The following is a 24,105-nucleotide window of genomic DNA, read 5'->3' on the forward strand; positions in this document are numbered from 1 at the left end:
CGTCATTCCAGACGTGCACCCTGATCAAGCGACGCAAGAGGAAAGAAGCTGGGCCTCCGCCTCCGCGGGGGTGACGGTCGAGAGAGAGGCGCAATCCCCACTCCCGTCATTCCGGACGCGCGCCTTGATCGAGCGAAGCGAGATGTCGCGCGCGAGCCGGAATCCAGCTTTGGTCATTCACAGGCAGACAAAAAAAGAAGCTGGTCTCCGCCGTCGCGAGCGGTGACGCAGCTTCTTTCCTTTTTGACGCGGAGTTGAGCGTTCGCCCGCCTCAATGCACCAGATCGAAGCGGTCGGCGTTCATCACCTTGGTCCAGGCCGCGACGAAGTCCTTCACGAACTTCTCCTTGCTGTCGTCCTGGGCATAGACTTCGGCATAGGCGCGCAGGATCGAATTCGATCCGAATACGAGGTCGACGCGGGTGGCCGTCCACTTCACCGCGCCCGTCTTGCGGTCACGGATTTCGTAGTGGCCGCCCGCCGGCTTCCACGTGTAGGCCATGTCCGTCAGGTTCACGAAGAAGTCGGTGGTGAGGGCGCCCACGCGATCCGTGAACACACCATGCTTCGTGCCGCCGTGGTTGGTGCCGAGCACGCGCATGCCACCCACCAGCGCCGTCATTTCGGCGGCAGTGAGGCCCATGAGCTGGGCGCGGTCGAGGAGAAGCTCCTCCGGCGTCACCACATAGTCCTTCTTCAGCCAGTTGCGGAAACCATCGGCCAGAGGCTCGAGCACGCTGAAGGAGTCTGCATCCGTCGTGCCGTCGGTGGCATCACCACGGCCGGGCGAAAACGGCACCGTCACATTGAAGCCAGCCGCCGTGATCGCCTGCTCGAGGCCGACATTGCCGGCGAGCACGATCACGTCTGCCACACTCGCACCCGTCGCAGCGGCGATGGGCTCCAGCTTGGCAAGAACGCGGGCGAGGCGCGCGGGCTCGTTTCCTTCCCAATCCTTCTGCGGCGCAAGGCGGATGCGCGCGCCATTGGCACCGCCCCGCATGTCCGAGCCGCGATAGGTGCGTGCGCTGTCCCAGGCGGTGGCGATCATGTCGCTGGCGGAAAGCCCGCTGGCGGCAATCTTCGCCTTCACGGCGGCAACGTCATAGTCCTTGCGGCCGGCCGGAATCGGGTCCTGCCAGATCAGGTCTTCCTTCGGCACGTCGGGACCGATGTAGCGCACCTTCGGGCCCATGTCGCGATGGGTGAGCTTGAACCAGGCGCGCGCGAAGACTTCCGAGAAGTAGTCGTGGTCCTTGTAGAAGCGCTCCGAAATCTTGCGGTAGATCGGGTCCTTTACCATCGCCATGTCGGCGTCGGTCATGATCGGCATGACGCGGATCGACGGATCCTCGACGTCGGCCGGCATATCCTCGGGCTTCACGTTGACGGGCTGGTAGATCCACGCGCCCGCCGGGCTCTTGGTGAGCTGATATTCGTAGTTGAAGAGCATGTGGAAGTAGCCGTTGTCCCACTTGGTGGGGTTCGGCGTCCAGGCACCTTCGATACCGCTCGACATGGTATCGCGGCCGATGCCGCGGTTCTTGCCATTGGCCCAGCCGAGGCCCTGCAGCTCGATGTCGGCGCCTTCCGGGCTCGCGCCGATCTTGGTGGCGTCGCCGTTGCCGTGAGCCTTGCCGACGGTGTGGCCACCGGCGGTGAGGGCCACCGTCTCTTCATCATCCATCGCCATGCGGGCGAAGGTGACGCGGATGTCCTGCGCGGTGCGGAGCGGATCGGGCTTGCCCATCACGCCTTCGGGGTTCACGTAGATGAGGCCCATCTGCACGGCGGCAAGCGGGTTCTCCAGCGAGGCGCGGTCTTCCCCGTCATAGCGGGTGGCGGCAAGCCAATCCTTTTCCGACCCCCAGTAGGTGTCCTTCTCGGGATGCCAGATGTCTTCGCGGCCGAAGCCGAAACCGAAGACCTTGAGGCCCATGGACTCGTAGGCCATGTTGCCGGCGAGGATGATGAGATCCGCCCAGCTCAGCTTGTTGCCGTACTTCTTCTTGATCGGCCAGAGCAGGCGGCGGGCCTTGTCGAGGCTGACGTTGTCGGGCCAGGAGTTGAGCGGCGCGAAGCGGATGTTGCCGCTGCCGCCACCGCCACGGCCATCGGCCAGGCGGTAGGAACCGGCGGAGTGCCAGGCGAGGCGGATCATCAGGCCGCCGTAGTGGCCCCAGTCGGCCGGCCACCAGGACTGGCTGTCGGTGAGCAGCGCCTTCAGGTCCTTCTTGAGGGCCGCCACGTCGAGCTTCTTCACTTCCTCGCGGTAGTTGAAATCCTTGCCCAGCGGATTGGTCTTGCTGTCGTGCTGATGCAGGATGTCGAGATTGAGGCCCTTCGGCCACCACTCCATGTTCGACTGGCCCACCGTGGTGTGGCCGCCATGCATGATCGGGCACTTGCCCGCCGTCTTCACATCATTTCCATCCATCTGAACCTCCGTAACGTTCTGAAACCTGTGTTCCCGGATATCATCCTAGCATTTTCAATCATAATTAGAATTCGCATTTTCAAATGCCAATGATAAGATTATCCAATGGACAGCATTACACTCCGTCAGTTGCGCTATTTTGAGGCACTCGCCCAGCACGGACATTTTGGCAGGGCTGCGGAAGCATGTGCGATTTCACAACCTGCCTTGTCGTTGCAGATGAAGGCGCTGGAAGATGCCGTCGGTGCACCGCTTGTCGAGAAGGGTGCGCGGCAGGTGCGGCTCACGGACCTCGGTGAGGCTTTCGCGGTGCGCACCCGCGACATCCTGCGCGCCGTCGATGAATTGTCGGAGTTCACGCAGGCGCGCGTCGGGCCCTTTCTTGGCCGCTTCCGACTCGGCATCATTCCTACGGTTGCACCCTATCTCCTGCCCGGCGTCATCAAGGCGCTGTCGCAGCGTTATGCCGGACTTGATGTGCTGCCACGCGAGGCGATTACCCAGAAGCTCATCGCCAACCTGATCGATGCGAAGCTCGATGCCGCCATCGTCGCCCTGCCCGTCTCCGAACCCTCGCTCCATGAGGAGCCGCTGTTCGATGAAGAGTTCCTGCTGGTGCGCCCAGCCTCTGATGCGCGAAAGCCCGTGCCCGATCCCGCCCACCTGCGGGAGATGCGGCTCTTGCTTCTTGAGGAAGGACATTGCTTCCGCGATCAGGCACTCTCCTATTGCCGGCTCACGCCGTCTGCGCCGCGCAGCCTGATGGAAGGAAGCTCGCTTTCGACACTGGTGCAGATGGTGGCGGCGGGAATCGGCGTCACCCTCATTCCGGAAATGGCCGTAGGCATCGAAACGCGCTCGGCCTCCGTCACTGTCGCGCGGCTGCCTTCGCCCCGTCCGGCCCGCAAGATCGGGATGCTCTGGCGGAGGACAAGCCCCATCGCCGATCACCTCGCGCAGGTCTCAGCCCTCGTCCGCAAGGCGGCGCGCGACCTCAACCGGAAAAGCTGAACCGCCTCACCACATGCCGTGCTGCGGGCCCACCTTGTCGATGCGCTCGAAGGAGTGTGAGCCGAAGAAGTCGCGCAGGCCCTGGATGAGATTGGCCGATCCCCGCGCCTGATGATAACCATCGAAGGAGGCAAGTGCTGCCGACAAGGCGGGTACCGGCAACCCTGCAAGCGCCGCATGGGAGACGACTTCGCGCAGGCCCTGATGATTGTCCTTCATCATGGTTACGAAGCGCGGCGCCAGCAGCAGGTTGAGCATGCCCTCCTCGGCGCGGAAGGTCTCGGTGATGGTATCGAGGAACTGCGAGCGGATGATGCAGCCTGCCCGCCAGATGCTGGCGATGGTGGCAAGCGGCAGGTTCCAGACATTCTGCTCCGAAGCATGCGCCATCACCGCGAAGCCCTGGGCATAGGCCATGATCTTTCCGGCAAAGAGCGCCTGCTCCAGCTTCGGAATGGCTGCCGCACGATCGAGCGCGAGCGGATGCCGCGGCAGGTCATAGAGTTTCTCCGCCGTGGCCCGCTGCTGACTGAGCGACGAAAGCACGCGCGCACCGACCGCAGCTTCCAATGTTTCCGCCGAGACACCGAGGCGCTGCGCCTCGATCACCGCCCAGCGGCCTGTGCCCTTCTGCTCGGCCCGGTCAACGATCAGGTCCACAAGCGACTTGTGCGTGGCATCGTCGACCGTCTCAAGCACCTGCGCCGTGATTTCGATCAGATAGGAGTTGAGCCTGCCCCTGTTCCATTCTGCAAAGACTTGCGCCATCTCGGCAGCACTCATGCCAAGGCCATCGCGCATCAGCCCGTAGATTTCGGCGATCATCTGGATATCGGCGTATTCGATGCCGTTGTGGATGGTCTTGACGAAGTGCCCGGCACCACCCGGCCCCAGCCAGGCGCAGCAGGCCTCGCCTTCGTACTTCGCGGCAATCGCAGTCAGCACGGGTTCGGCCATGCGGTAGGCCTGAACAGGCCCGCCCGCCATGATCGAGGGTCCGTGGCGTGCGCCTTCGTGGCCGCCGGAAACACCCACCCCCAGCACCATGATGCCATCATCCACCATGTCGCGCTGGCGGCGCTCGGTTTCGTGGAAGTCGGAGTTGCCGGCGTCGATCACGGCATCGCCGCGCGCAAGTACTTCGCTCAGCGACTTCATCACCGCATCAACCGCCGCTGCAGGCACGAGCAGGATCACCGGGCGCGGCGGGCGGATGAGGTCAGCGAATTCCTTCATCGTCTTTGCCGGCAGGATGCGGGGCGCAAGTTCGCCCGCACCCGCAACGAAGGCCGTCACAGCCGGCCAGTCGAGACTGTGCACCGCCACGGTGAAGCCCTTCTCGGCCATGTTGAGCGCCAGGTTCCCGCCCATCACGCCGAGGCCGACGAGCCCGATATCTGCCTGCATCTGATTCCCTTCCCGCAATTCCTGCGGACACTTTACGGCAATGAAAGCAAAGTGATGGCAGAGATGCTACCTGCTTGCAGGCAGCCGGGGTGCGACCGGGGATTGCAGAGAGGATCAGAGGGTCTTGCCCACGCCCCGCATGCGGATCTGGGCGATGGCATGGCGCCACTCGCTGTAGCTCTGGTCATAGGCCACGCTGAGCCCGGTGTTCGGCGCGATGGTCCGGTTGATCTTCGGGCGGGTAAGAACGTCCGCCGGGTTGGCGCCGCTGTGGGCAATCATCGCCAGCCGGGCCGCACCGAAGGCGGCCCCAAGCTCGCTCGATTCCGGCACACGCAGTTCGATGCCGAACAGAGTTGCGATCATCGACAGCCAGAGATCGGACCGCGAGCCACCGCCAATGGCGAGCAACCGGTCGATGGAGGTGCCGGTGGCGCGGAAGGCATCGGCGCATTCACGGAGCGCAAAGGCCACGCCCTGCAACGCCGCGCGGGCCATCTCGGCATCGTCGGTGGAATGCTGCAGACCGAAGAGCGCGCCGCGGATTTCCGTGTCGCTGTGGGGCGACCACGAGCCATCGAGGAAGGGCACGAACAGAACCGAAGACGGCGCCGTCAGCGCCGTGCCCAGTTCGGTCACCAGTTCGGCGGCGTTGCGCTTCAGGAGCTTGGCCACCCAATTGAGGCAGGAGGTGGCAGAAAGAATGACCGACATCTGATGCCAGGTGCCGGGCACCGAGTGGCAGAGTGTTTCGATGGCATATTCATAGCTGGGCCGCGGCGTCTTCATCGAGACGAAGAGAACGCCCGAAGTGCCGAGCGAGACCGTTCCCTCGCCTTCGCCGATCACACCCGTGCCGCAAGCGCCGCAGGCATTGTCGCCGCCACCTCCGGCAATCACCACGTTGGGCGACATGCCCCAGCGGGCCGCGAGTTCGGGACGGATCCTGCCCGTCGCTTCCGTACCCTCATAGAGCTTCGGCATCTGCGCCTTGTCCATGTGGGAAGCGTTCAACAGTTCTGCCGACCAGTCGCGCTTGCTGATGTCCATCCATATGGTGCCGCTCGAGTCCGCCATGTCGGAGGCCTTGTCACCCGAGAGCATGAGGCGGAGATAATCCTTGGGCAGCAGCACGGTCTTCACCTTGGCGAAGAGCTCCGGCTCGAATTCCTCGAGCCAGAGCAGCTTCACGGCCGTGACACCGGGTGTGGGCTTGCGGCCGACGATGGACCGCAGCTTGGGTTCGCGCCGCTCCAGTTCCACGCACTGCTTTTCCGTGCGCGTGTCATTCCACAGGATCGAGGGGCGGAGCGGCTTGTCCGCGGCATCGAGGACGGTGGCGCCATACATCTGTCCCGAAAGGCCGATCGCCTTCACCGCCGCGAGTTCCTTCGGGTGGCTTGCCTTCAGGCCATCGAGTGTCTGGCACACGCCGTCCCACCAGATTGCGGGATCCTGCTCGGACCAGCCGAAATGCGGGCGAGACACATCGAAGCTTTTCGAAGTGCTTTCTCCGATGAAGGCCTGATTGTCGTCGATGATGACCGATTTTACACCAGAGGTGCCGAGGTCGATGCCGAGGAACATGGTCCACCCATTCACGTCATTGTTCTTGTTTGTCACAGACTTGCAACGTGGGCGGGAATGTCAAGAGGGCGGGCGGACTGCACGCGGCCCTCAGCGCACCAGCATCACCGCGGAGGCATCGTCGGCGGGCTTGAAGCGCAGGAATTTTTCGCAATGCGGATCAGCGGCTTCCGTGGCGCGAATGCGTTCGAGCACGCGGTCCACGCCGCCTACCTGCTTGCACGCTGAGACCAACCCGGCATCGTCCACCAAAGAATAATTATCCACGGCCCGGTAGAAGCCGTCCGTACAGAGCAGCAACGACCGGGGATGACCGATCTCGATGTATTCCGGACAATTGAGTGACGACGGATCGGCCACGAGGATGGAGTGGTTGGATTGGGTGTTGCGCGACTTGCGGCTCGCCATCAGGCGCGGGTGAAATTCCTTGAGCAGCGCCTGGAAATCAGAGAGCCCGTGGGCCCGGCGGCGGCGTGCTTCCTCGCGAAGATATGTCTCCAGCGTGTGGAGGTCGCTGCCCGGCGGCGGAATGAGCCGCACCTCTTCATTCTCCACCAGCAGCATGGAATCGCCGAGGCGGAGCGCGCGCCAGCCGTCTTCATAACGCTTCGCGAGAATCAGACAGGCGGCGGGAATGTCGTAGCCATCAGGCAGTGACAGACCTGCCGATGCCGTGCGCCAGTCCTGCTGCAGGCGGTCCACGAGTTGCGAAAGCAGGTGGGGAAGTGAAATGTCCGCGGGTGCAAGCTCCTGCAGATGCGCCCCTGCCCGCTCCACCAGCCATGCGGCATCGGTTGCAGCGGGAAGATAGTTGCGGCCGTTGATCCCGGTCACGCCGTCGAACACCCAGGCGGCGATGACGTCACCGCCACGGATCACATGCCCGGCGGCATCCTCGTTGCAGGCGCCGCTTCCCGCGCTGACGCTGCCCGCCAGCCTCAAAGCTGGACGACCTTGCCGGTGCGCACGCTTTCATCGGCTGCCAGCACGATCCGAAGCGAGTTGATCGCCTCGTCCACGTGTCGGGTCATGTCGCGGTCATTGACGATGGCATCGAGGAACACCGCCTGCTCGCGGTTGCACAGTTCCTGATGGCCCGGTTCATCATCCATGCGGATGATGTCGTCCTTCCTCGTGAATTTGCCGTCGCTGCCCAGCCGGCCGTGATGCACACGAAGCGCCGAAGTCTTGGTGTGGCTGTCGACGTCGGCGGACTCCGTCTTGCTCTCGTCCATGGCGATGGAGACGGACCCCTTGGGCCCGATCATGTCCTTCACGAAGAAGGCCGTCTCGCTCATCATCGGGCCCCAGCCCGCCTCATACCAGCCGACGGACCCGTCATCGAAGGTGACCTGAAGCTGGCCGTAGTTGTACATCTCAGGCCCCACCTCATCGGTGAGGCGCACGCCGACGGCATGCACGCTTTTCGGCATGGCACCCGTCACCTGGCACATCACGTCCACATAATGCACGCCGCAATCCACGATGGGCGAGATCGAATTCATCAGCTGCTTGTGCACCTGCCACTGCGCACCGGAGGATTGCTGGTTGAGGTTCATGCGCATCACCAGAGGCTTGCCGAGGGTGCGGCCCACTTCCACGAACTTCATCCACGAGGGATGGACGCGGAGAATGTAACCGATCACTACTTTCAGCTTTTTGTCTTTGGCCAGCGCCGCGATGGCGCGCGCCTCCTCCACGGTTGCTGCCAGCGGCTTCTCGATGAAGAGATGGCATCCCGCGTTCAGCGCCATTTTGGCGTATTCGCCATGGGTATCGGGCCAGGTGTTGATCGAGACGGCATTGGGATGCGTGGCGGCCAGCGCCTCGGCATAGTCGTTGAAGAGAGCGATGCCCGGAAACTCCGCCTTGATGTCGGCTCTTTGGTCAATGCCGCGGCTGCACAGGCCGGCAATCTCGAAACCCTCGTTGGCCGCATAGGCCCGGGCATGGGAGAGCCCCATGTTGCCCACGCCCACCACCAGCACGCGCACCTTCTTCATTGTCCCTCCACCCATGTCTGTATCACGTGCAGATCTTCATTCACATGCACCAGACTCGCCAACGCGCCCGGCCTGATCACGCCGAGATGATCCTGAAGTCCAAGGAACCGCGCGGGATTGCGCGAAGCCATTTGCAAGGCACTCGCCAGCGGCACGTGCAGCTTTTGCACGGCGTAGCGCACCGCTTCATCCATGGTGAGGTTGGACCCCGCCAGTGTGCCGTCGGCCAGTTGCAGCTTGCCGTTGATCCGCTTCACCTCGCGGCCCTGCAAATGAAATACGTCAGGCCCTCCTGCAGCCGGCGGCATGGCATCCGTCACCAGCATGAAGCGCTCGAGCGGCGTGGCGCCGAAGGCAAGCCGCAGGGACGTGTCATGCACATGCAGACCGTCGGCGATGACACCGAGGAAGCTGTCGTGATCGGCAAGGGCCGCACCGACCATTCCCGGTTCGCGGCCCGTGAGTTGGCTCATGGCGTTGAAGAGATGAGTGAAGGACGTTGCGCCCGCCGCGAGGGCCGCGTGAACATCCTTCGCGTCTGCATCCGAATGGCCGAGGCTCACAAGCACGCCGGCCTTCACCAGGTCACGAATGCGGTCCGGCGGCACGCGGTTTGGCGCCAGCGTCAGCATCAGCTTTCCGCACTCCGCCGTCGCAAGACGCGAGATATCGTCCGAGGTGATCGCGCGGATGAACTGAAGGTCATGGGCCCCCTTGCGGGCGGGATCGAGGAATGGCCCCTCCACATGGATGCCGAGCACATGGGCGAGGCCTGCCGCGCGCGCGGCCTTCACCGCCGCGATGGCCGCCGCCGTCACCTCCGGCGCGTCGGTGATCACGGTGGGCAACATGCCAACCGTGCCATATCGCCGGTGCGAGTCGGCGATGGTGCGCACCACCTCGAGCGAAGGATGATCGTTGAGAAGCGCTCCGCCGCCGCCATTCACCTGCACGTCGATGAAGCCGGGCGCAAGGATGCCACCTGCAAGCTCGATCACCTTGATGCCCGACGCAAGTGCGGACCGGGGCGCAATGGCGCGGATCTGCCGCCCTTCGATGGTGACGGCCATGCCGTCGTGGAAGGTTTCACCATCGAAGACCGTTGCCCCTGCCAGCGCGAAGACCATCACACCGTCTCCGTCACTTTCTTGAGCTGCCGCGGCTTGTCCGGATTGCGGCCAAGCGTCTGCGCCAGCGTCTCGATGGCGAGATAGGCTGTCTGGATCATCGGGATGGGTGCGAGCAAGGGATGATCCGCCGCGATCACGGGGAGATCGCCCCCCGCCACGGCCACCGCCGCGCCCATGGACTTGAGCCGTGCGACCGCAGCCTCGGTGGCTGGCCGGGCCACGTCATCCTGCGCATACACCAGCACCGGGAAGCCCGCCTCCACCAGTTCGAGCGGACCGTGCATCACTTCCGCGGCGGAATAGGCCTCCGCATGGATGGCACAGGTTTCCTTGAGCTTGAGCGCCGTCTCGGACGCTATCGGGAAAGACGGTCCGCGCCCCAGCACGTAAAGCGACTCGGCCCGCGCCGTGGTTTCGATGAAGCTGCTCCACTCCAATTCACGGGCGCGCGCCAGTTGTTCGGGGAGTTCTGCGATTGCCTTCGAGAGAGCGGCATCCCCCTTCCACTCCGCCACGATGGCTGCGGAGGCCACGAGCGAGACGATGAAGGTCTTGGTGGCAGCGACGCTCTGTTCCGGCCCGGCGCAGAGCGGCAGGCAGATGTCGGCGCTCTTCGCGGCAGGCGAATCGTCCACGTTGACGATGGCCACCGTGAGCGCCCCCGATGTGCGCGCCGCTTCCTGAAGCGCCACGATGTCCGGGCTCTTTCCCGATTGCGAGATCGTCACCGAGAGGCCGTTCCTGACCCGCAGGCTTGCGCCGTAAAGCGAGGCGACCGAGGCACCCACCGACGCACAGGGCACGCCAAGCGCGATCTCTGTCAGATACTTGAGATAGCCCGCCGCATTGTCGGAACTTCCGCGCGCCGAGGTGAGGACAACGGGCGGGTCCATGCTGCGCAGGCGGCGGCCCAGCGCGTGAAGTGCCGTCTTGTTGTGATCGAGGAAGCAGGCAATGGCCTCGGGCGCTTCGCTCGCCTCGCTGCGCATGAAGCTCATGGTCTCTGCTCCTGTGCCAGCGACAGTTCTGCGACAAAGTCATAGGCATCGCCGCGGTATCGCGATTGTGTGTATTCCACCGTGCGGCCGTCGGGCAGATAGGAAATGCGTTCGATGGACAAGGCCGGGCTTCCCTCCGGCATGCGCAGCAGCTTGGCCTCCTGACCCGACAGCGCGGTGGCATGAAGGCGCTGCAGGGCGCGCACCGGCTTGAAGCCGCGCTCATCGAGCGCCGCATAGAGCGAACGCTGCACCGCCTGCGGATCGGCAAGAAAGCGCGCGGGGATGACGGCATGCTCGATCGCCAGCGGTACGCCATCGGCGCGGCGCAGGCGGTGGAAGCGGCAGACCCGGTCGCTGGGCGAAATCGAGAGCTTCATCGCCTCTTCCGGCGTGGGCAGGCCGATGGAACGGTCCAGCCAGTCGGCATCGGTGGCGAGGCCGCGCAGCTTCATGTCCTCGCTGAAGCTGGTGAGGCGCGAGAGCGGCTGCTCAAGCCGCGCCGCATTGTCCTGCACGAAGGTGCCGGAGCCGCGCCGCTGAACCAGCACGCCCTCATGCACCAGTTCGGTGAAGGCCTTGCGCACCGTGACGCGGCTCACGCCCAGTTGCTCCGCGGCATCGCGCTCACTCGGAATGGCATCCCCCGGCTTCAGCTCGCTGTTCGAGATGGCTGCCGTCACCAGTTTCTTCACCCGGATGTAGAGCGGTGCCGCATCCTGCGACGAGAACCGCCTCGGCGAGAAAACGCGGTGGGCCGGGATCATGTCCATTTCTCCGGCAGGCCCTGTGAGCGCCGGGCCATCATGATGGCGCCGTCGATGGCATCCGCCTCGGGCACCACAAGGGCGGCGCGCACATCGGCATCAAGATAGGGCGGATAGACATGGGAGAGGCCGCCCAGCAGGCACAGCCGCTTCGCGCCACGGGCGAGGAGCGCATGGCCGAGCTTGGAAATGGCGGCGGCCCCTTCGATCACGATGGTCATGCCCTGCACATCGGCCCGGCTTGCCATCTCGAAGACAAGCGGCGCGAAGGCAGCATAGTCGCGTGGCGTTGCCGTCTCGGACCAGCGCGACACCTCCTGCCGGGTGCGGCCGACGCGCTTCAATATTTCTTCGATGAGGTTTGTGGGCTGCAGCAGGCCATCCATGGCAAGGGCCGCGCGCCGCACCGCGTGATGACCGACCCAAGCGCCCGAGCCGTGGTCACCCAACTGGAAGCCCCAGCCGCCCACCATGTGACGCTCGCCGCCCACCAGCGCATAGCCGATCGATCCCGTGCCGGCGATCACCATGCCGCCGTCCTTGCCGGAGAAGGCGCCGATGCAGGCGGCATAGGCATCATTATCGGCAGTCACCGAAGCGAAGGGCAGTCCCGCTTGCGTGATGCGCTCGGCCCCGACGGAAGTCACGATGCCGGCAAGGCCGAGGCCCGCGTGAATGTCCTCGGTCCTGATCCCGGCCTTCGCCGCGGCCTCGCGCGAGGCGGCGAGAATGTTGGCAAGGGCGCCATCGAAATCCTGATAGATGTTGGACGAGCCGCCGAGGGCTTCGGCGAGAAGTGCGCCGTTGCTGTCGCGAATGCGGGCACGGCACTTCGATCCGCCCCCGTCGATTCCAAGAAAATAGGTGCTGCCGCTGGACATGCGGTGAGAATACCAAAAGAATACCACACGGCAAGTGCAAAATGCAGCGGGATTCCCGAGTCGTGAAAAGGGCTTTTCTGTTGATGTTTGAGCGATCCCTCAAATCGCCTCTGGACAAGTGGTTATGTTTTGGTATTGTCGCACCATGCAGCCAACCAGCGCCTCGACAGAGCAACGCCTGCCGGACCTCCAGGGTTTCGATACCTGGAGCGACCAGCGCATTCTGGAGACGCTTCTTGCCGGTCAGCGCCGTGCGCTTGATGCCGTTGAACGCGCGCTCCCTGCCATTTCAAAGGCTGCGGAAATCATCGCACCCCGCATCGCCGGCGGTGGCAAGCTCGTCTATGCCGGAGCCGGCACATCGATCCGCGTTGCCGTGCAGGATGGCTCAGAACTTCCCGCCACCTTCGGCATGAAGGATGAGCAGCTTCTCTATCTCATCGCTGGCGGGCGCGAAGCCATGTTCGACACCCTCGCAGACGCCGAGGACGATCTCGAAGCGGGCAGCCGCGCTGCCGAACAATGCGGCGCGAGCGATGTGCTGATCGCCGTCGCCGCCTCCGGCCGCACGCCGTACACCATTGCCGCCGCACAGGTGGCGCGAGGCCGCGGTTGTGCCGTAATCGCCGTCGTCAACAATGCCAATTCACCGCTGGCGGAGGCCGCCGATCACGTCATTCTCCTCGACTCCGGTCCGGAGGTGATCTCGGGATCGACGCGACTTGGCGCAGGCACGGCCCAGAAGGCGGCGCTCAACCTGCTCTCGACGCTTGTCCATACAAAGCTTGGCGCGGTTCACGATGGCCTGATGGTCAACGTGCAGGCCGGCAACAGCAAGCTTGTGGGCCGGGCTGCCCGCATCATCACCCAGATCACCGGCGCGCCCGAGAAGGACGCCGCCGAAGCCCTTGCCCGCACCCGCGGTGACGTGAAGCTGGCAATACTGCTCTGTGCGGGTGCGAAAGACCTTGCCGCAGCGCAGGAGATACTGACTGCATCCGGCGGAAAGCTCCGGCTGGCCTTGTCGAAGGTTTCAAGCCCGGTGTAGCCTCAAAAAACCTAACAGGAGGAAGAAGACCCATGATCAAGACAACTCTCAAGACCCTGCTTCTGGCGGCTGCCGCCAGCGTTGCCATGGCAGGTGCTGCGTCGGCCGGCAAGCTGACGATCGAAAGCTGGCGCAACGACGACGCCACGATCTGGAAAGAGAAGATCATCCCCGCCTTCAACAAGAAGTATCCGGACATCCAGGTCGATTTCGCGCCGACCGCGCCCAAGGAATACAACGCGGCGCTCAACGCCCGCCTGGAAGGCGGCACCGCCGGTGACCTCATCACCTGCCGTCCTTTCGATGCGTCCCTCGAACTCTTCAACAAGGGCCATCTCGTTGCCCTGAACGACCTGCCCTCCATGGCCAACTTCTCCGACGTGGCCAAGAGCGCCTGGACCACCGACGACGGCAAGAGCACCTTCTGCGTGCCAATGGCCTCGGTGATCCACGGCTTCATCTACAACAAGGACATCTTCAAGGAAGTGGGCGTGGAGCCGCCGAAGACGGAAGAGGAATTCTTCGCCGTCCTCGACAAGATCAAGGCCAACGGCAACTACACGCCGCTGGTGCTCGGCACCAACGACCAGTGGGAAGCCGCCACCATGGGCTTCCAGAACATCGGCCCCAACTACTGGAAGGGCGAGGAAGGCCGCAAGGCGCTGATCGACGGCTCGGCCAAGCTCACCGACAAGCCCTATGTCGATACGTTGGCCACGCTGGCCAAGTGGGCACCCTACCTCGGTGACGGCTACAAGGCCCAGACCTATCCCGACAGCCAGAACCTCTTCGGTCTGGGCAAGGGTGCGATCTATGCCGCCGGTTCGTGGGACATCTCCACCTTCCGTGCGCAGAACGTGAACATGGGCGCCTTCAAGGCCCCGCCGCCTGCCGGCGCCTCCGACTGCTACATCTCGGACCACACCGACATCGGCATCGGCCTCAACGCCAAGTCGCCCAACCAGGAAGACGCCAAGAAGTTCCTCGATTGGGTGGGCTCGGAAGAGTTCGCAAACATCTATGCGAACGCGCTCCCCGGCTTCTTCCCGCTGTCCAACGCCAAGGTGACCCTCACCGACGACGTGGCGCAGGAGTTCGTCAACTGGCGCGGCACCTGCAAGTCCACCATCCGCAACAGCTACCAGATCCTCTCGCGCGGCACGCCCAATCTCGAGAACGAGATGTGGAACGTCTCTGCCCAGGTGATCAACGGCGCGATGACGCCGGATGCGGCCGCGGCCCAGCTCGAAGACGGGCTGAAGAAGTGGTACGCGCCGCACCAGAAGTAAGCGCGGCCTGACCGCACACAGAATTCCTTCCCGCGTTCGCGCGGGAAGGACCTTCCTGCAACTCGCCCGCCAAGATGGCGAGACCGGAACAGCTCTCTCGGGGAACCATGGAAACTCCAGCGGCAAAAGGCGTGCAGCAGCAGCACGGCATCGTGGGCATGTCGTCCGGTGCCTATGCGCGCGTGCTGGTGTTCTTCCTCGCACCCGCCGTGATCATCTACACGCTCTTCTCGGTCTATCCCCTGCTCGACACCATCGTCAGCTCCTTTTACACCAAGCAGAACGACGGTTCGTACGTCTACAACGGTGTCGGCAACTTCGTGACCCTGCTCACCGACCCCACCTGGTCGGCGCCGTTCTGGAACGCCTTCCGGAACAACATCAAGTTCTTCCTCATCCACATGTGCGTGCAGAACCCCATCGGGCTTCTGCTGGCGGCCCTGCTCAGCCTGCCGGTGCTGCGCTTCCGCACCGCCTACCGCACGCTCATCTTCATGCCGACCATGCTGTCGGTCGTGATCATCGGCTTCACCTGGCAGCTCATCCTCTCGCCGCTCTGGGGCATCGCCAAGATGTTCCTGCAGTTCTTCGGCCTCGGCTACCTCTTCGGCCCCTGGCTCGGCGAGGAATCAACCGCCCTCATCACCATCTCGCTCATCTCTGTGTGGCAGTTCGTCGGCATTCCGATGATCCTGATCTACACCGCCCTTCTCGCCATACCGGATGAACTGATCGATGCCGCCACGGTTGACGGCCTCAATCAGTTGCAGGCCTTCTTCTATGTGAAGCTGCCGCTCATCTGGCCGACGATCGGGCTCGTCTCGGTCCTCACCTTCGTCAACAACTTCAACGCCTTTGACCTGATCTACGCCATGAAGGGCGCGCTCGCCGGCCCCAACTTTTCCGCCGACATCATGGGCACGCTTTTCTACCGCGTCTTCTTCGGCAACCAGCTGCAGCTGGGCGACGTCTCCATGGGCGCCACCATCGCCACCATGATGTTCCTCATCATCCTCTGCGGCGTGATGGTCTATCTCTTCCTCATCCAGCGCCGCCTGCAGAGGTATGCCTTCTGATGCGGAAGCCTGTCTCCACCTTCGCGGTCCACGCCATCCTCACCGCCTACACGGCGCTGGCGCTGTTCCCGATCATTCTCGTGATCATGAATTCCTTCAAGGCAAAGCGGGCGATCTTCAACACGCCGCTGACGCCGCCCATGCCGTGGAACGTCGATCCCATCGGCTATTTCAAGGTCTTCGGCGACAGCGCCATCACCACCTACTACATGAATTCGATCACCGTGACGGGGGGCACGATCTTCTTCACCCTGCTCTTCGGCGCCATGGCCGCCTGGGCGCTCACCGAATACAAGTTCCGCTGGAACACGCCGCTCGCCATCTTCCTCTCGATCGGCATCATGGTGCCGATCCGCCTCGGCTCGGTGTCGATCATCCAGCTCGTCTCGGACCTGAACCTGATCAACACGCTGACCGCGCTCGTCCTCGTCTACGTGGCGCAGAACCTGCCGCTGGCGATCTTCATCCTCTCGGAATTCATCCAGCAGATTCCGCGTGACCTGCGCGAGGCCGGGCGCTGCGACGGGCTCTCGGAATACAACATCTTCTTCTACATCATCCTGCCGCTGCTCCGCCCCGCCATGGCGACGGTCGCCGTCTTCACCATGATCCCGGTGTGGAACGACCTGTGGTTCCCGCTGCTGTTGGCGCCAACCGGTGGCAAGCAGACAATCACCCTCGGCGTGCAGCAGTTCCTCGGCCAGTACATCACCGACTGGAATGCCGTTCTCGCCGCGCTGTCCACCGCCATCATCCCGGTGCTGGTGCTCTACGTCATCTTTTCCCGCCAGCTGATCCGGGGTCTCACCTCGGGCGCTGTGAAATGAGTTCGCCATGGCAGACGTGAAGATCGAACACCTCCACAAGTCCTTCGGCCCCGTCGATGTGCTGAAGGACATCAACCTGCAGGTGGATGACGGCGCCTTCGTCGTGCTGGTGGGGCCCTCGGGCTGCGGAAAGTCCACCCTGCTCCGCTCGATCGCGGGCCTCGAACCCATCACCTCCGGCGCCATCTCGATCGGCGGACGCAATGTCTCGGACCTGGCCCCCGCCCAGCGCGAGATCGCCATGGTGTTCCAGTCCTACGCGCTCTACCCCCACATGAACGTCGAGAACAACATGGCCTTCGGCCTGAAGTTCGCAGGCGTGCCGAAGGACGAGATCGCCACCCGCGTCAACGAGGCCGCGCGCATCCTGCAGCTTGAGCCGCTGCTCAAACGCCGGCCCAAGGAACTCTCCGGCGGCCAGCGCCAGCGCGTCGCCATCGGCCGCGCCATCGTGCGCCATCCGAAGGTCTTCCTCTTCGACGAGCCGCTCTCGAACCTCGATGCGGCGCTCCGCATCAACACCCGCGTCGAGATTGCCAAGCTGCACAAGCTGCTCAAGGCCACGATCGTCTATGTCACCCACGATCAGGTGGAGGCCATGACGCTCGCCGACAAAATCGTGGTCATGAACAAGGGCCGGGTCGAACAGGTCGGAAAGCCCCTCGAGCTTTACTACAAGCCGGCCAATCTCTTCGTCGCCCGCTTCATCGGCTCGCCGGCCATGAACACGCTCGCAGCGTCGCTGGATGCCAAGGGCAAGACGGTTACGGTTGCCGGTGTCAGCCTGCCCCTTGCCACTGCGGCGGGCAACAGCGGCGCCATCACCATAGGCTTCCGGCCCGAACATTGCGTCATCGGCAAAAGCGGCATTCCGGCCAAGGTCGAGCTTGTCGAACGCCTGGGCGAGACGGGCTATGTCCACGCCCGCACGGCGGATGGGTCCGCCATTCTCGCCGAGGTGAAGGGCGACCCAGGCCTCGAGCAAGGCGCAGATGTGAAGATCGCGCCCGCGCCCGAACATCTCCATCTCTTCGATGGCGAAGGCGCGCGCCTCGCCGGCACGTAGCGCGGTGCAAAGAAAAACGCCGCCCCGGGTGGGACGGCGTTCCTGTTTCTCTGGCGATCATATCAGAAGTCGAACTGGCCGATGTTGTCCTTGTTGAACACGTAAGGTGCGCCAAGAAGGATTTCCGAGCCGTTGATGACCTGGAGTTCACCCAGCTTGCCGGCCTTCACCGAGGTCGCACCCGGCTGCAGCGTGCCGTCGGCCACGGCGCGGAGCACCTGCATGGCGGCATAGCCGAGGTCGACCGGGTTCCACAGAACCACCGACTTCACGCAGCCCTTTTCGACGTAGGGCTTCATGGCGTTCGGCGTGGCAAGGCCGACGACGGCGATGTTGCCGCACTTGTTGGCCTGGGTCACGGCTTCAGCCGAGGCGGGCGTCGCAACCGAGGTCATGCCGAAGATGCCCTTCAGCTCGTCGCCATACTTGTTGATGAGGGTGGTGGCCTGGTTGAAGGACAGGTTGTTGTCTTCCTGGGCTTCCACCGTTTCCAGCCACTTCATCTTGGGGTGGCACTTCTCGGCATAGGCCGACATTTCGGCGATCCAGCGGGCCTGGTTCGGCGTGGTGAAGGTCGAGGTCACGATGGCGAAGCCGCCTTCCTCGCCGATTTCCGCGGCCATGGAGTCAACCAGCGCCTTGGCGATGCCGTTGAACTGGGCCTGGTTCACGAACCACTGGCGGGCGTCGGGCGTGGAATTGGCGTCATAGCCCACCACGTTGATGCCCTTCTCCAGTGCCTTCTTCAGCACCGGAGCGATGGCGACCGGGTCGTTGGCGGCAAAGAGAATGCCGTCCACGCCGGAGGTGATGTAGTTGTCGAGGAAGGTGATCTGCTCGTCGATGTTGGCCTTGGTCGGGCCGTCGGTCTTGGCGTCGACGTTGCCGAGTTCGGCGGCGGCATCAGCGATGCCCTTCGAGGTGGCGTTGAAGTAGCCGATGCCGATCAGCTTCGGCACGTCCACGACGGTGATCTTCTTGCCCTTGCGGTCGGGCGGGTTGGTGGGCGCGCCGCCGTCATAGGGCATTGCAGCGGCAGCCGAAGGCGTGCCGTCGCAGGCCAGCGGGTTGGTCTTCTGGTCGTCGCCGCCGGTCCAGCCGGCTGCAAGGGCGTGGCCGCTCACAAGGCCGAGGCCCAGCAAGGCAGCGAGTGTCAGTTTCTTCATCTCTGTAACTCCCATTTGTTGTTTCCTTGTCCCACAGGCGGGTGGGCCGGAAACTGTTCCTCCCGAAAATCAGCCGCCTCTGTTCCTGTCAAACAGCGCGCCTACGAGGATCGCGCCGATCAAGACCAGTCCGATGACGACGATGGTGCCGTCGCCCTTCACGCCCGAAAGCGCGAGCCCGTTTTTCAGGGCCTGAATGAGAATGAGGCCCAGCACCGTCCCGATGATGGTGCCGCGCCCGCCGAAAATCGAGGTGCCGCCAAGGACCACGCCGGTGATGACGTCGAGTTCGAGGCCGGTGCCCATGTCGGAGCGCGTGGTGGTGACGCGCGAGACGAAGATCACGGCGGCGAGCGCGGAGAGGAAGCCCGCGGCGGAATAGATCCACAGCTTGGTGGCATTGACGCGGATGCCGGAGAAGCGGGCGGCCACTTCGTTGGCGCCGATCGCATAAGTGGCGCGGCCGAAAGGCGTGAGTCCGAGGATCACCGCCGCAACCACCGTGGCGATGCCGAGGATCCAGAGCTGGAACGGCACGCCCAGCACCTCGCCCTGGCCGAAGAAGAAGAACCATTCGGGATATCCACGCACGGAGCGCGCCTCGCTGATGCCTTCTGCGAGACCCCGATACAGCGCCAATGTGGCCAAAGTGGCGATAAGCGGCGGGACGTTGAAGCGCGTGATGATCCAGCCGTTGACCCAGCCCGCGAAGGTGCCGCAGGCCATGGCGAGCACGATGGCCGCCGGCAGCGGCAGGCCGAGGTTCTTCCAGAAAACGCCGAGCAAGATCGCCGTAAGGCCGAGGATCGAGCCCACCGAGAGGTCGATGCCACCTGTCACGATCACGAAGGTCATGGCCAGCGCCACAAGGCCCACTTCCGACATCAGGCGGCCCTGGTTCAGCAGGTTCTCGCCGGTGAAGAACTTGTCGGAGAGCATGGCGAGCACGAAGAGCGCAATCACCGTGAGGATGGCGAGGATGGTTTCGTGGCGGAGCAGGCGGGCGGTCATTTGGCCCTCCGGCGGCGCGCCATGTCGGCAAGAACCGTGGCGAGGATCATCAGGCCCAGCACGGCGCGGAGCCAGTAGGCCGAGACATTCAGGAAGATGAGGGCCGAGCCGATGCAGGCGAAGAGAATGGCGGCCAGCGTCGAACCGATCACCGTTCCCGTGCCACCGAGGATCGACACGCCGCCGATCACCGAGGCGGTGATGACGGTGAGTTCAAGGTTGGGCGGCACGGTGGACTGGATCACCTGCAACTGCGTTGCGAAGAGAATGCCCGCCACGCCTGCAAAGAAACCGTGCAGGGCGAAGACGCCGACGACGACGCGCTCCGGGTTGATGCCCGCCGCACGCGCCGCTTCCATGTTGCCGCCCACCGCATAGATGGAGCGGCCGAAGTCCGTGTACTTGATGAAGAAGGAGGCGATGATCGTCAGGATCACCATGAAGTAGACCGCCGAGGGAATGCCGAAGGGGCGCATCTGGGCGATCATGAATTCGGCGGGCATGTTGGTGATCCACGCGCCTTCCGTGGCGCTGATCAGGCCGCCCTTCAGGATCGACAGCATGCCAAGCGTGACCACGATCGACGGGATACGGGTGTAGGCGACAAGAGCTCCCACGCCGGCGTTGACCGCCATGGAGAAGAGGATGGGCACCAGCCAGGCGATCCAGATGGGATAGCCGTTCACCGCGAGCGTGCCCGCGATTGTCGCGATCACGCCGATGAGGGCGCCCACCGAGACATCGATGTGCCCCGCCATGATGATCATCGACATGCCGATGGCGGCAACCGCGATATAGGCATTGCCGGCGAAGATCGAGTTGATGTTGGTGTCGGAGAGGAAGCGCGGGTTGATGGCGCCCACCACGACGAAGAGGAAGATGATCGACAGGAAGACGACGATCTCCTGCCCGTAGCCGCTGACGAAGCGCTGGAAGGCCGAGCGGCCGGGCGCGGACATGGTGGCGCCGGCGCTCATGCGGCAATCTCCGGCGTGCGGGTGCGGGTCATTTCGGCGCCCACGGCTTCCGCTGTGGCGTCGGCCTTGGCGAATTCGGCCGTCACGGTGCCGCCGCTCATCACCAGCACGCGGTCACTCATGCCCAGCACCTCCGGCAGTTCGCTTGAAATCATCAGGATCGCCATGCCCTCACCCGCGAGCTTTCGCATCAGCAGGTGGATTTCCGCCTTGGCGCCCACGTCAATGCCGCGAGTGGGCTCGTCCATGATCAGGATGCGCGGGTTGGTGGCCAGCCACTTGCCGAGCACCACCTTCTGCTGATTGCCGCCCGAGAGCTGCCGCACCGTCTGCTTCGGCCCGCGCGCCCGGATGCCGAAGCGGGCGATGGCCGCAGTGGCCTCCTCGGTCACGCGCTTCGCATCGACGAAGAAGCCGCGCATCAACCGCTTCAGGTTGGCGAGCGCGATGTTGTCCTCGATGGTCTGGGCCTTGATCAGGCCCTGCTGGCCGCGGTCCTCCGGCACATAGGCAATGCCGAGATCGCGGGCTGCTTCCGGTGTGGCGATGGTGGTGGGCTTGCCATCGATCAGGATTTCGCCTGCGGTGGCGGGCGTGATGCCGAAGATGGTGAGCGCCGTTTCGGTCCGGCCCGAGCCCACGAGCCCCGCAAGTCCGAGGATCTCGCCGCGGCGCAGCTTGAGCGATACGTTCCTCACCACGCGATTGTGGGAGACGTTCTTGAGTTCGAGGATGACATCACCATCCGTGCCCTGCTTGGCCGGATAGAGCCGGTCGATAGAGCGGCCCACCATCATGGAGACGAGCTTCGCTTCGTCCACTTCCGAAACAGGCTTGGTGCCTACATGCTGGCCGTCGCGCAGCACCGTCACCCGGTTGGCGAGGGCGAAGATTTCCGGCATGCGGTGGCTGACGTAAATGATGGCTACGCCACGGGCGCAGAGATTGCGCACGATCGCCATCAGGCGCTGCACGTCCGCCTCGGCCAGGGCCGCAGTCGGCTCGTCCATGATCAGAACGCGGGCATCCTGTGCGAGAGCGCGCGCAATCTCGATCCGCTGCCGGTTGCCGACCGAGAGGCTCGCCACCTTCTGGTCGATGTCGAGGTCATGGCTGTCGAGGGAGTTGAGCAGTTCGCGGGCGCGGGTCCGCATCGCCGTCCAGTCGATGAGCCCTGCCCCCGTCTTCGGCGTCTGGCCGAGGAAGATGTTTTCAGCAACGGTCAGTTCCGGGAAGAGCAGCAGTTCCTGATGCACGGTTGCGATGCCGGCGGCATGGGCATCCTTGGGCGAAGCGAACTTCACCACCTTGCCGTTCACGAGGATGTCACCTTCGTCGGCCTGGTGCAGCCCCGCCATGATCTTGATCAGGGTGGACTTGCCCGCGCCGTTCTCGCCCATCAACGCGTGCACTTCACCGGGGCGGATGTCGAAGCTGACGTTGGAAACCACCTTGATGCCGGCAAAGGATTTGGAGACGGCGCGCAGTTCGACGGGCAACGCCTGATCGGTGGCGTCACGCCTGTCCTGTCCTCCGCCGGAGGGCCCTGTCTGCGCTTCGGTTCCCATCTGTACTTTCTGTGCCCGCGGCTCGGAGACTTCCATCCACGGATCATCTTCTCGTCAGGGCGTGATAATGGCGGCGAGGCAAAACGAGTCAAGAAGGAATGTCCCCGGGCCGGGGCAATTCCTGTAATGATTTCAAGTGATCACAATCGCTCATGCCCCCGGATCACGAGGCAAGGCGGCTATCCAGAAGCTGTCCGCTTTCTTTGAGGATCGGATAGGCCACCTTGGCGATGAGCGAATTGATCTCCTTCAGGGCCCGCACGATTTCCAGATGCATGTCGCTGGTCTCGAGACTTTCGGCCTGACCGGCCTTGAGGCGGGCCAGATGCTTGTCCTGACTCTCCCGCTCCAGCTTGCGCATCACGGTCTTTTCCTCCGCCAGTTGCCGGGCGCTGTCGAGGTCGCCGGAGACGTGCACGTTCATCGCCATCTGGATGTTGGCCATCACCCGGTCGTGCAGGCTGATCAGCTCGCGCCAGCCCTCCTCCGAGAACTTGACCTTGCGCTGTGCCTTCTCCTCCGCCAGCGCCAGCAGCGTCTTGATCAGGTCGCCGATCGCCTCGAAATCGGTGGCGAGGCTCGCCAGTTCGAAGCCGCGGCGCATTTCCGCCTCGCTCAACTGCCCGCGGTTCACCTCGGCTATGAAGAGCTTGATGTCGGTGTGGCGACGGTTGATTTCCTGGTCGAGCGACTGCAGCCGGGTGATGTGGGCGTGGTCACCCGTCTCGAAGGCATCCATCACCGGGCGCAGCATCACCTCGATGGTTTCGGCCATGCGCAGCAGCTCCCGCTGGGCGCTGGCCAGCGCCAGTGCCGGGCGGCCGATGACGCTGCGGTCGAGCGCCGAGCGGAAGGCAAGACGGTTGGCGATGGGGTCGACAGGTTCCGGCAGGAGCTGTTCGGTGAGGCGGCTCATGACATTCGTCAGCGGCAGCGCCAGCAGCATCAGCACGAAGTTGAAGGCCACGTGGAAGTTCACGAACTGCACGGCGGGCGTGCTGCCGAGCGTGGTGACGGGGATGGGCACCACCTGGAGAAGCCCGAGGCAGATGACGGCGGCAATGCTGCGGAAGACGAGGTTGCCGGCGGGAATGCGCCGTGCCGGAAGCGGCGCGCTTCGCGTCAGCCAGGCGGCGATCACCGCGCCGCCAACATTGGCGCCAAGCACCATGGGCAAGCCAGCCTCCACCGGCAGAAGTCCCGCACCGGCAAAGCTTGCGAGCAGCAGCAGCGTGGCGACGGAGGAATGCAGCGCCCAGGCGATGGCCGCGGCGGCGATGAAGGAGGTAAGCGGATCGCCCGCCAGATAAGCCATGATCTGCGGGGCCACAGCGCTCTCACGCAGCGGTTCGGTGGCCTGCCCGATCATGCGGAGCGAGAGCAGGATGAAGCCGAGGCCGAGCACGATCCGGCCGTAGTGGCGGACCATGCGGTTCTCGAACTTGAGAAACATGGTGGTGCCCGCAAGGATCAGGATAGGCACCAGTTCCGAGAGATTGAAGGACAGGATCTTGACGACCAGTGCTGATCCGAAGTCAGCCCCCAGCAGGGCGGCGATGCCCATGGCGGTGGAGATCACCCCCGAGGCGGCAAAGCCTGCGGCCAGTACACCCACCGCGGTAGCGCTCTGCAGCACGATCGCCAGCACCACGCCCGCCATGGCCATGAAGGCGGAGCCGCGCCGGGCCCGGCGCATGGCATCGCGCAGGCCCGCCCCATAGGCGCGCTCCACCCCGGTCCGGACCATGCGGACGGCCCACAGCAGCAGCATCACGGCTGCGCCGAGGTGGATCAGGAGGAGCAACAGGGGCATTTCAAACTCCGGCGAATTGTTGATTCTCAACAAAGCGCCAGTT

20 protein-coding genes are annotated in these 24,105 nt (G+C 64.0%); 6 read left to right on the top strand and 14 right to left on the bottom strand.

The genetic code is table 11. The features are described from left to right. Positions 1 to 271: 271 nt before the first annotated feature. Positions 272 to 2,437: a catalase/peroxidase HPI gene (gene katG / locus QM801_RS12890; RefSeq protein WP_415019618.1), complete on the bottom strand. Its 2,166-nt coding sequence runs from the start codon at positions 2,435 to 2,437 to the stop codon at positions 272 to 274. A gap of 105 nt (positions 2,438 to 2,542) precedes the next feature. Between katG and QM801_RS12895 the strand changes: the two genes are divergently transcribed. Further along, the gene (locus tag QM801_RS12895; RefSeq protein ID WP_415019619.1) at positions 2,543 to 3,448 is read left to right on the top strand and encodes a LysR substrate-binding domain-containing protein; all 906 of its coding nucleotides are present in this window, start codon (positions 2,543 to 2,545) and stop codon (positions 3,446 to 3,448) included. A 6-nt stretch (positions 3,449 to 3,454) separates the two neighbouring features. On the opposite strand, the gene gndA is transcribed toward QM801_RS12895, so the two are convergent. The 8 genes from gndA to QM801_RS12935 all read right to left on the bottom strand — a co-directional run bounded on the left by gndA (position 3,455) and on the right by QM801_RS12935 (position 12,221). After that, positions 3,455 to 4,855: an NADP-dependent phosphogluconate dehydrogenase gene (gndA, locus tag QM801_RS12900; protein ID WP_415019620.1), complete on the bottom strand. Its 1,401-nt coding sequence runs from the start codon at positions 4,853 to 4,855 to the stop codon at positions 3,455 to 3,457. Positions 4,856 to 4,969: 114 nt separating this feature from the next. Then, positions 4,970 to 6,442, bottom strand: coding sequence for a xylulokinase (xylB, locus tag QM801_RS12905; RefSeq protein ID WP_415020924.1), 1,473 nt, complete (start codon positions 6,440 to 6,442; stop codon positions 4,970 to 4,972). Positions 6,443 to 6,532: 90 nt separating this feature from the next. Next, complete coding sequence (locus QM801_RS12910) at positions 6,533 to 7,384, bottom strand: protein phosphatase 2C domain-containing protein (RefSeq protein WP_415019621.1); 852 nt, start codon at positions 7,382 to 7,384, stop codon at positions 6,533 to 6,535. Next, positions 7,381 to 8,445, bottom strand: coding sequence for a Gfo/Idh/MocA family protein (locus QM801_RS12915; RefSeq protein WP_415019622.1), 1,065 nt, complete (start codon positions 8,443 to 8,445; stop codon positions 7,381 to 7,383). The genes QM801_RS12910 and QM801_RS12915 overlap by 4 nt, the downstream gene beginning before the upstream one ends. After that, complete coding sequence (gene nagA, locus QM801_RS12920) at positions 8,442 to 9,572, bottom strand: N-acetylglucosamine-6-phosphate deacetylase (RefSeq protein WP_415019623.1); 1,131 nt, start codon at positions 9,570 to 9,572, stop codon at positions 8,442 to 8,444. Before nagA ends, QM801_RS12915 begins: the two co-directional genes overlap by 4 nt. Continuing rightward, positions 9,572 to 10,573 carry an SIS domain-containing protein gene (locus QM801_RS12925; protein WP_415019624.1) on the bottom strand — a complete coding sequence of 334 codons (1,002 nt, stop codon included), beginning with the start codon at positions 10,571 to 10,573 and terminating at the stop codon, positions 9,572 to 9,574. Before QM801_RS12925 ends, nagA begins: the two co-directional genes overlap by 1 nt. Then, on the bottom strand, positions 10,570 to 11,340 hold the full coding sequence (locus QM801_RS12930; RefSeq protein WP_415019625.1) for a GntR family transcriptional regulator: 771 nt from the start codon (positions 11,338 to 11,340) through the stop codon (positions 10,570 to 10,572). The genes QM801_RS12925 and QM801_RS12930 overlap by 4 nt, the downstream gene beginning before the upstream one ends. Beyond that, positions 11,337 to 12,221, bottom strand: coding sequence for a BadF/BadG/BcrA/BcrD ATPase family protein (locus QM801_RS12935; RefSeq protein WP_415019626.1), 885 nt, complete (start codon positions 12,219 to 12,221; stop codon positions 11,337 to 11,339). Before QM801_RS12935 ends, QM801_RS12930 begins: the two co-directional genes overlap by 4 nt. Positions 12,222 to 12,366: 145 nt before the next feature. Here QM801_RS12935 and QM801_RS12940 point away from each other — a divergent pair, with 145 nt between their 5' ends. The 5 genes from QM801_RS12940 to QM801_RS12960 all read left to right on the top strand — a co-directional run bounded on the left by QM801_RS12940 (position 12,367) and on the right by QM801_RS12960 (position 17,527). Beyond that, positions 12,367 to 13,269 carry an N-acetylmuramic acid 6-phosphate etherase gene (locus QM801_RS12940; protein WP_415019627.1) on the top strand — a complete coding sequence of 301 codons (903 nt, stop codon included), beginning with the start codon at positions 12,367 to 12,369 and terminating at the stop codon, positions 13,267 to 13,269. A gap of 32 nt (positions 13,270 to 13,301) precedes the next feature. After that, a complete protein-coding gene (locus QM801_RS12945; protein ID WP_415019628.1) occupies positions 13,302 to 14,558 on the top strand; it encodes an ABC transporter substrate-binding protein in 1,257 nt (418 codons plus the stop codon). A gap of 158 nt (positions 14,559 to 14,716) precedes the next feature. Further along, the gene (locus QM801_RS12950; protein WP_415020925.1) at positions 14,717 to 15,634 is read left to right on the top strand and encodes a carbohydrate ABC transporter permease; all 918 of its coding nucleotides are present in this window, start codon (positions 14,717 to 14,719) and stop codon (positions 15,632 to 15,634) included. After that, a complete protein-coding gene (locus tag QM801_RS12955) occupies positions 15,634 to 16,461 on the top strand; it encodes a carbohydrate ABC transporter permease (protein WP_415019629.1) in 828 nt (275 codons plus the stop codon). The genes QM801_RS12950 and QM801_RS12955 overlap by 1 nt, the downstream gene beginning before the upstream one ends. Before the next feature lie 7 nt (positions 16,462 to 16,468). Continuing rightward, positions 16,469 to 17,527: an ABC transporter ATP-binding protein gene (locus QM801_RS12960; protein WP_415019630.1), complete on the top strand. Its 1,059-nt coding sequence runs from the start codon at positions 16,469 to 16,471 to the stop codon at positions 17,525 to 17,527. A gap of 62 nt (positions 17,528 to 17,589) precedes the next feature. Here QM801_RS12960 and QM801_RS12965 read toward each other — a convergent pair whose 3' ends face one another. The 5 genes from QM801_RS12965 to QM801_RS12985 all read right to left on the bottom strand — a co-directional run bounded on the left by QM801_RS12965 (position 17,590) and on the right by QM801_RS12985 (position 24,062). Beyond that, entirely contained in the window at positions 17,590 to 18,693 is a 1,104-nt protein-coding gene (locus QM801_RS12965) for a substrate-binding domain-containing protein (protein ID WP_415019631.1), read from the bottom strand. A gap of 69 nt (positions 18,694 to 18,762) precedes the next feature. Next, the gene (locus QM801_RS12970; RefSeq protein ID WP_415019632.1) at positions 18,763 to 19,704 is read right to left on the bottom strand and encodes an ABC transporter permease; all 942 of its coding nucleotides are present in this window, start codon (positions 19,702 to 19,704) and stop codon (positions 18,763 to 18,765) included. Beyond that, positions 19,701 to 20,681: an ABC transporter permease gene (locus tag QM801_RS12975; protein WP_415019633.1), complete on the bottom strand. Its 981-nt coding sequence runs from the start codon at positions 20,679 to 20,681 to the stop codon at positions 19,701 to 19,703. The genes QM801_RS12970 and QM801_RS12975 overlap by 4 nt, the downstream gene beginning before the upstream one ends. Next, positions 20,678 to 22,249: a sugar ABC transporter ATP-binding protein gene (locus tag QM801_RS12980; RefSeq protein WP_415019634.1), complete on the bottom strand. Its 1,572-nt coding sequence runs from the start codon at positions 22,247 to 22,249 to the stop codon at positions 20,678 to 20,680. Before QM801_RS12980 ends, QM801_RS12975 begins: the two co-directional genes overlap by 4 nt. Positions 22,250 to 22,412: 163 nt before the next feature. Then, positions 22,413 to 24,062, bottom strand: a complete 1,650-nt coding sequence (locus tag QM801_RS12985; protein WP_415019635.1) for a Na/Pi cotransporter family protein — start codon at positions 24,060 to 24,062, stop codon at positions 22,413 to 22,415. Between the last annotated feature and the right edge of the window lie 43 nt (positions 24,063 to 24,105).

Origin of the sequence: Aestuariivirga sp., from assembly GCF_047600585.1 — a bacterium.
Taxonomy (GTDB): domain Bacteria; phylum Pseudomonadota; class Alphaproteobacteria; order Rhizobiales; family Aestuariivirgaceae; genus Aestuariivirga.

Coding starts and splice junctions, on each gene's coding strand:
- xylB (WP_415020924.1), bottom strand. CDS start 6,442: ATGTTCCTCGGCATCGACCTCGGCACCTCTGGTGTAAAATCGGTCATC.
- QM801_RS12950 (WP_415020925.1), top strand. CDS start 14,717: ATGTCGTCCGGTGCCTATGCGCGCGTGCTGGTGTTCTTCCTCGCACCC.
- QM801_RS12940 (WP_415019627.1), top strand. CDS start 12,367: ATGCAGCCAACCAGCGCCTCGACAGAGCAACGCCTGCCGGACCTCCAG.
- QM801_RS12980 (WP_415019634.1), bottom strand. CDS start 22,249: ATGGGAACCGAAGCGCAGACAGGGCCCTCCGGCGGAGGACAGGACAGG.
- QM801_RS12930 (WP_415019625.1), bottom strand. CDS start 11,340: ATGATCCCGGCCCACCGCGTTTTCTCGCCGAGGCGGTTCTCGTCGCAG.
- QM801_RS12965 (WP_415019631.1), bottom strand. CDS start 18,693: ATGAAGAAACTGACACTCGCTGCCTTGCTGGGCCTCGGCCTTGTGAGC.
- QM801_RS12975 (WP_415019633.1), bottom strand. CDS start 20,681: ATGAGCGCCGGCGCCACCATGTCCGCGCCCGGCCGCTCGGCCTTCCAG.
- QM801_RS12945 (WP_415019628.1), top strand. CDS start 13,302: ATGATCAAGACAACTCTCAAGACCCTGCTTCTGGCGGCTGCCGCCAGC.
- QM801_RS12895 (WP_415019619.1), top strand. CDS start 2,543: ATGGACAGCATTACACTCCGTCAGTTGCGCTATTTTGAGGCACTCGCC.
- katG (WP_415019618.1), bottom strand. CDS start 2,437: ATGGATGGAAATGATGTGAAGACGGCGGGCAAGTGCCCGATCATGCAT.
- QM801_RS12985 (WP_415019635.1), bottom strand. CDS start 24,062: ATGCCCCTGTTGCTCCTCCTGATCCACCTCGGCGCAGCCGTGATGCTG.
- QM801_RS12960 (WP_415019630.1), top strand. CDS start 16,469: ATGGCAGACGTGAAGATCGAACACCTCCACAAGTCCTTCGGCCCCGTC.
- QM801_RS12970 (WP_415019632.1), bottom strand. CDS start 19,704: ATGACCGCCCGCCTGCTCCGCCACGAAACCATCCTCGCCATCCTCACG.
- QM801_RS12915 (WP_415019622.1), bottom strand. CDS start 8,445: ATGAAGAAGGTGCGCGTGCTGGTGGTGGGCGTGGGCAACATGGGGCTC.
- QM801_RS12925 (WP_415019624.1), bottom strand. CDS start 10,573: ATGAGCTTCATGCGCAGCGAGGCGAGCGAAGCGCCCGAGGCCATTGCC.
- QM801_RS12935 (WP_415019626.1), bottom strand. CDS start 12,221: ATGTCCAGCGGCAGCACCTATTTTCTTGGAATCGACGGGGGCGGATCG.
- gndA (WP_415019620.1), bottom strand. CDS start 4,855: ATGCAGGCAGATATCGGGCTCGTCGGCCTCGGCGTGATGGGCGGGAAC.
- QM801_RS12955 (WP_415019629.1), top strand. CDS start 15,634: ATGCGGAAGCCTGTCTCCACCTTCGCGGTCCACGCCATCCTCACCGCC.
- nagA (WP_415019623.1), bottom strand. CDS start 9,572: ATGGTCTTCGCGCTGGCAGGGGCAACGGTCTTCGATGGTGAAACCTTC.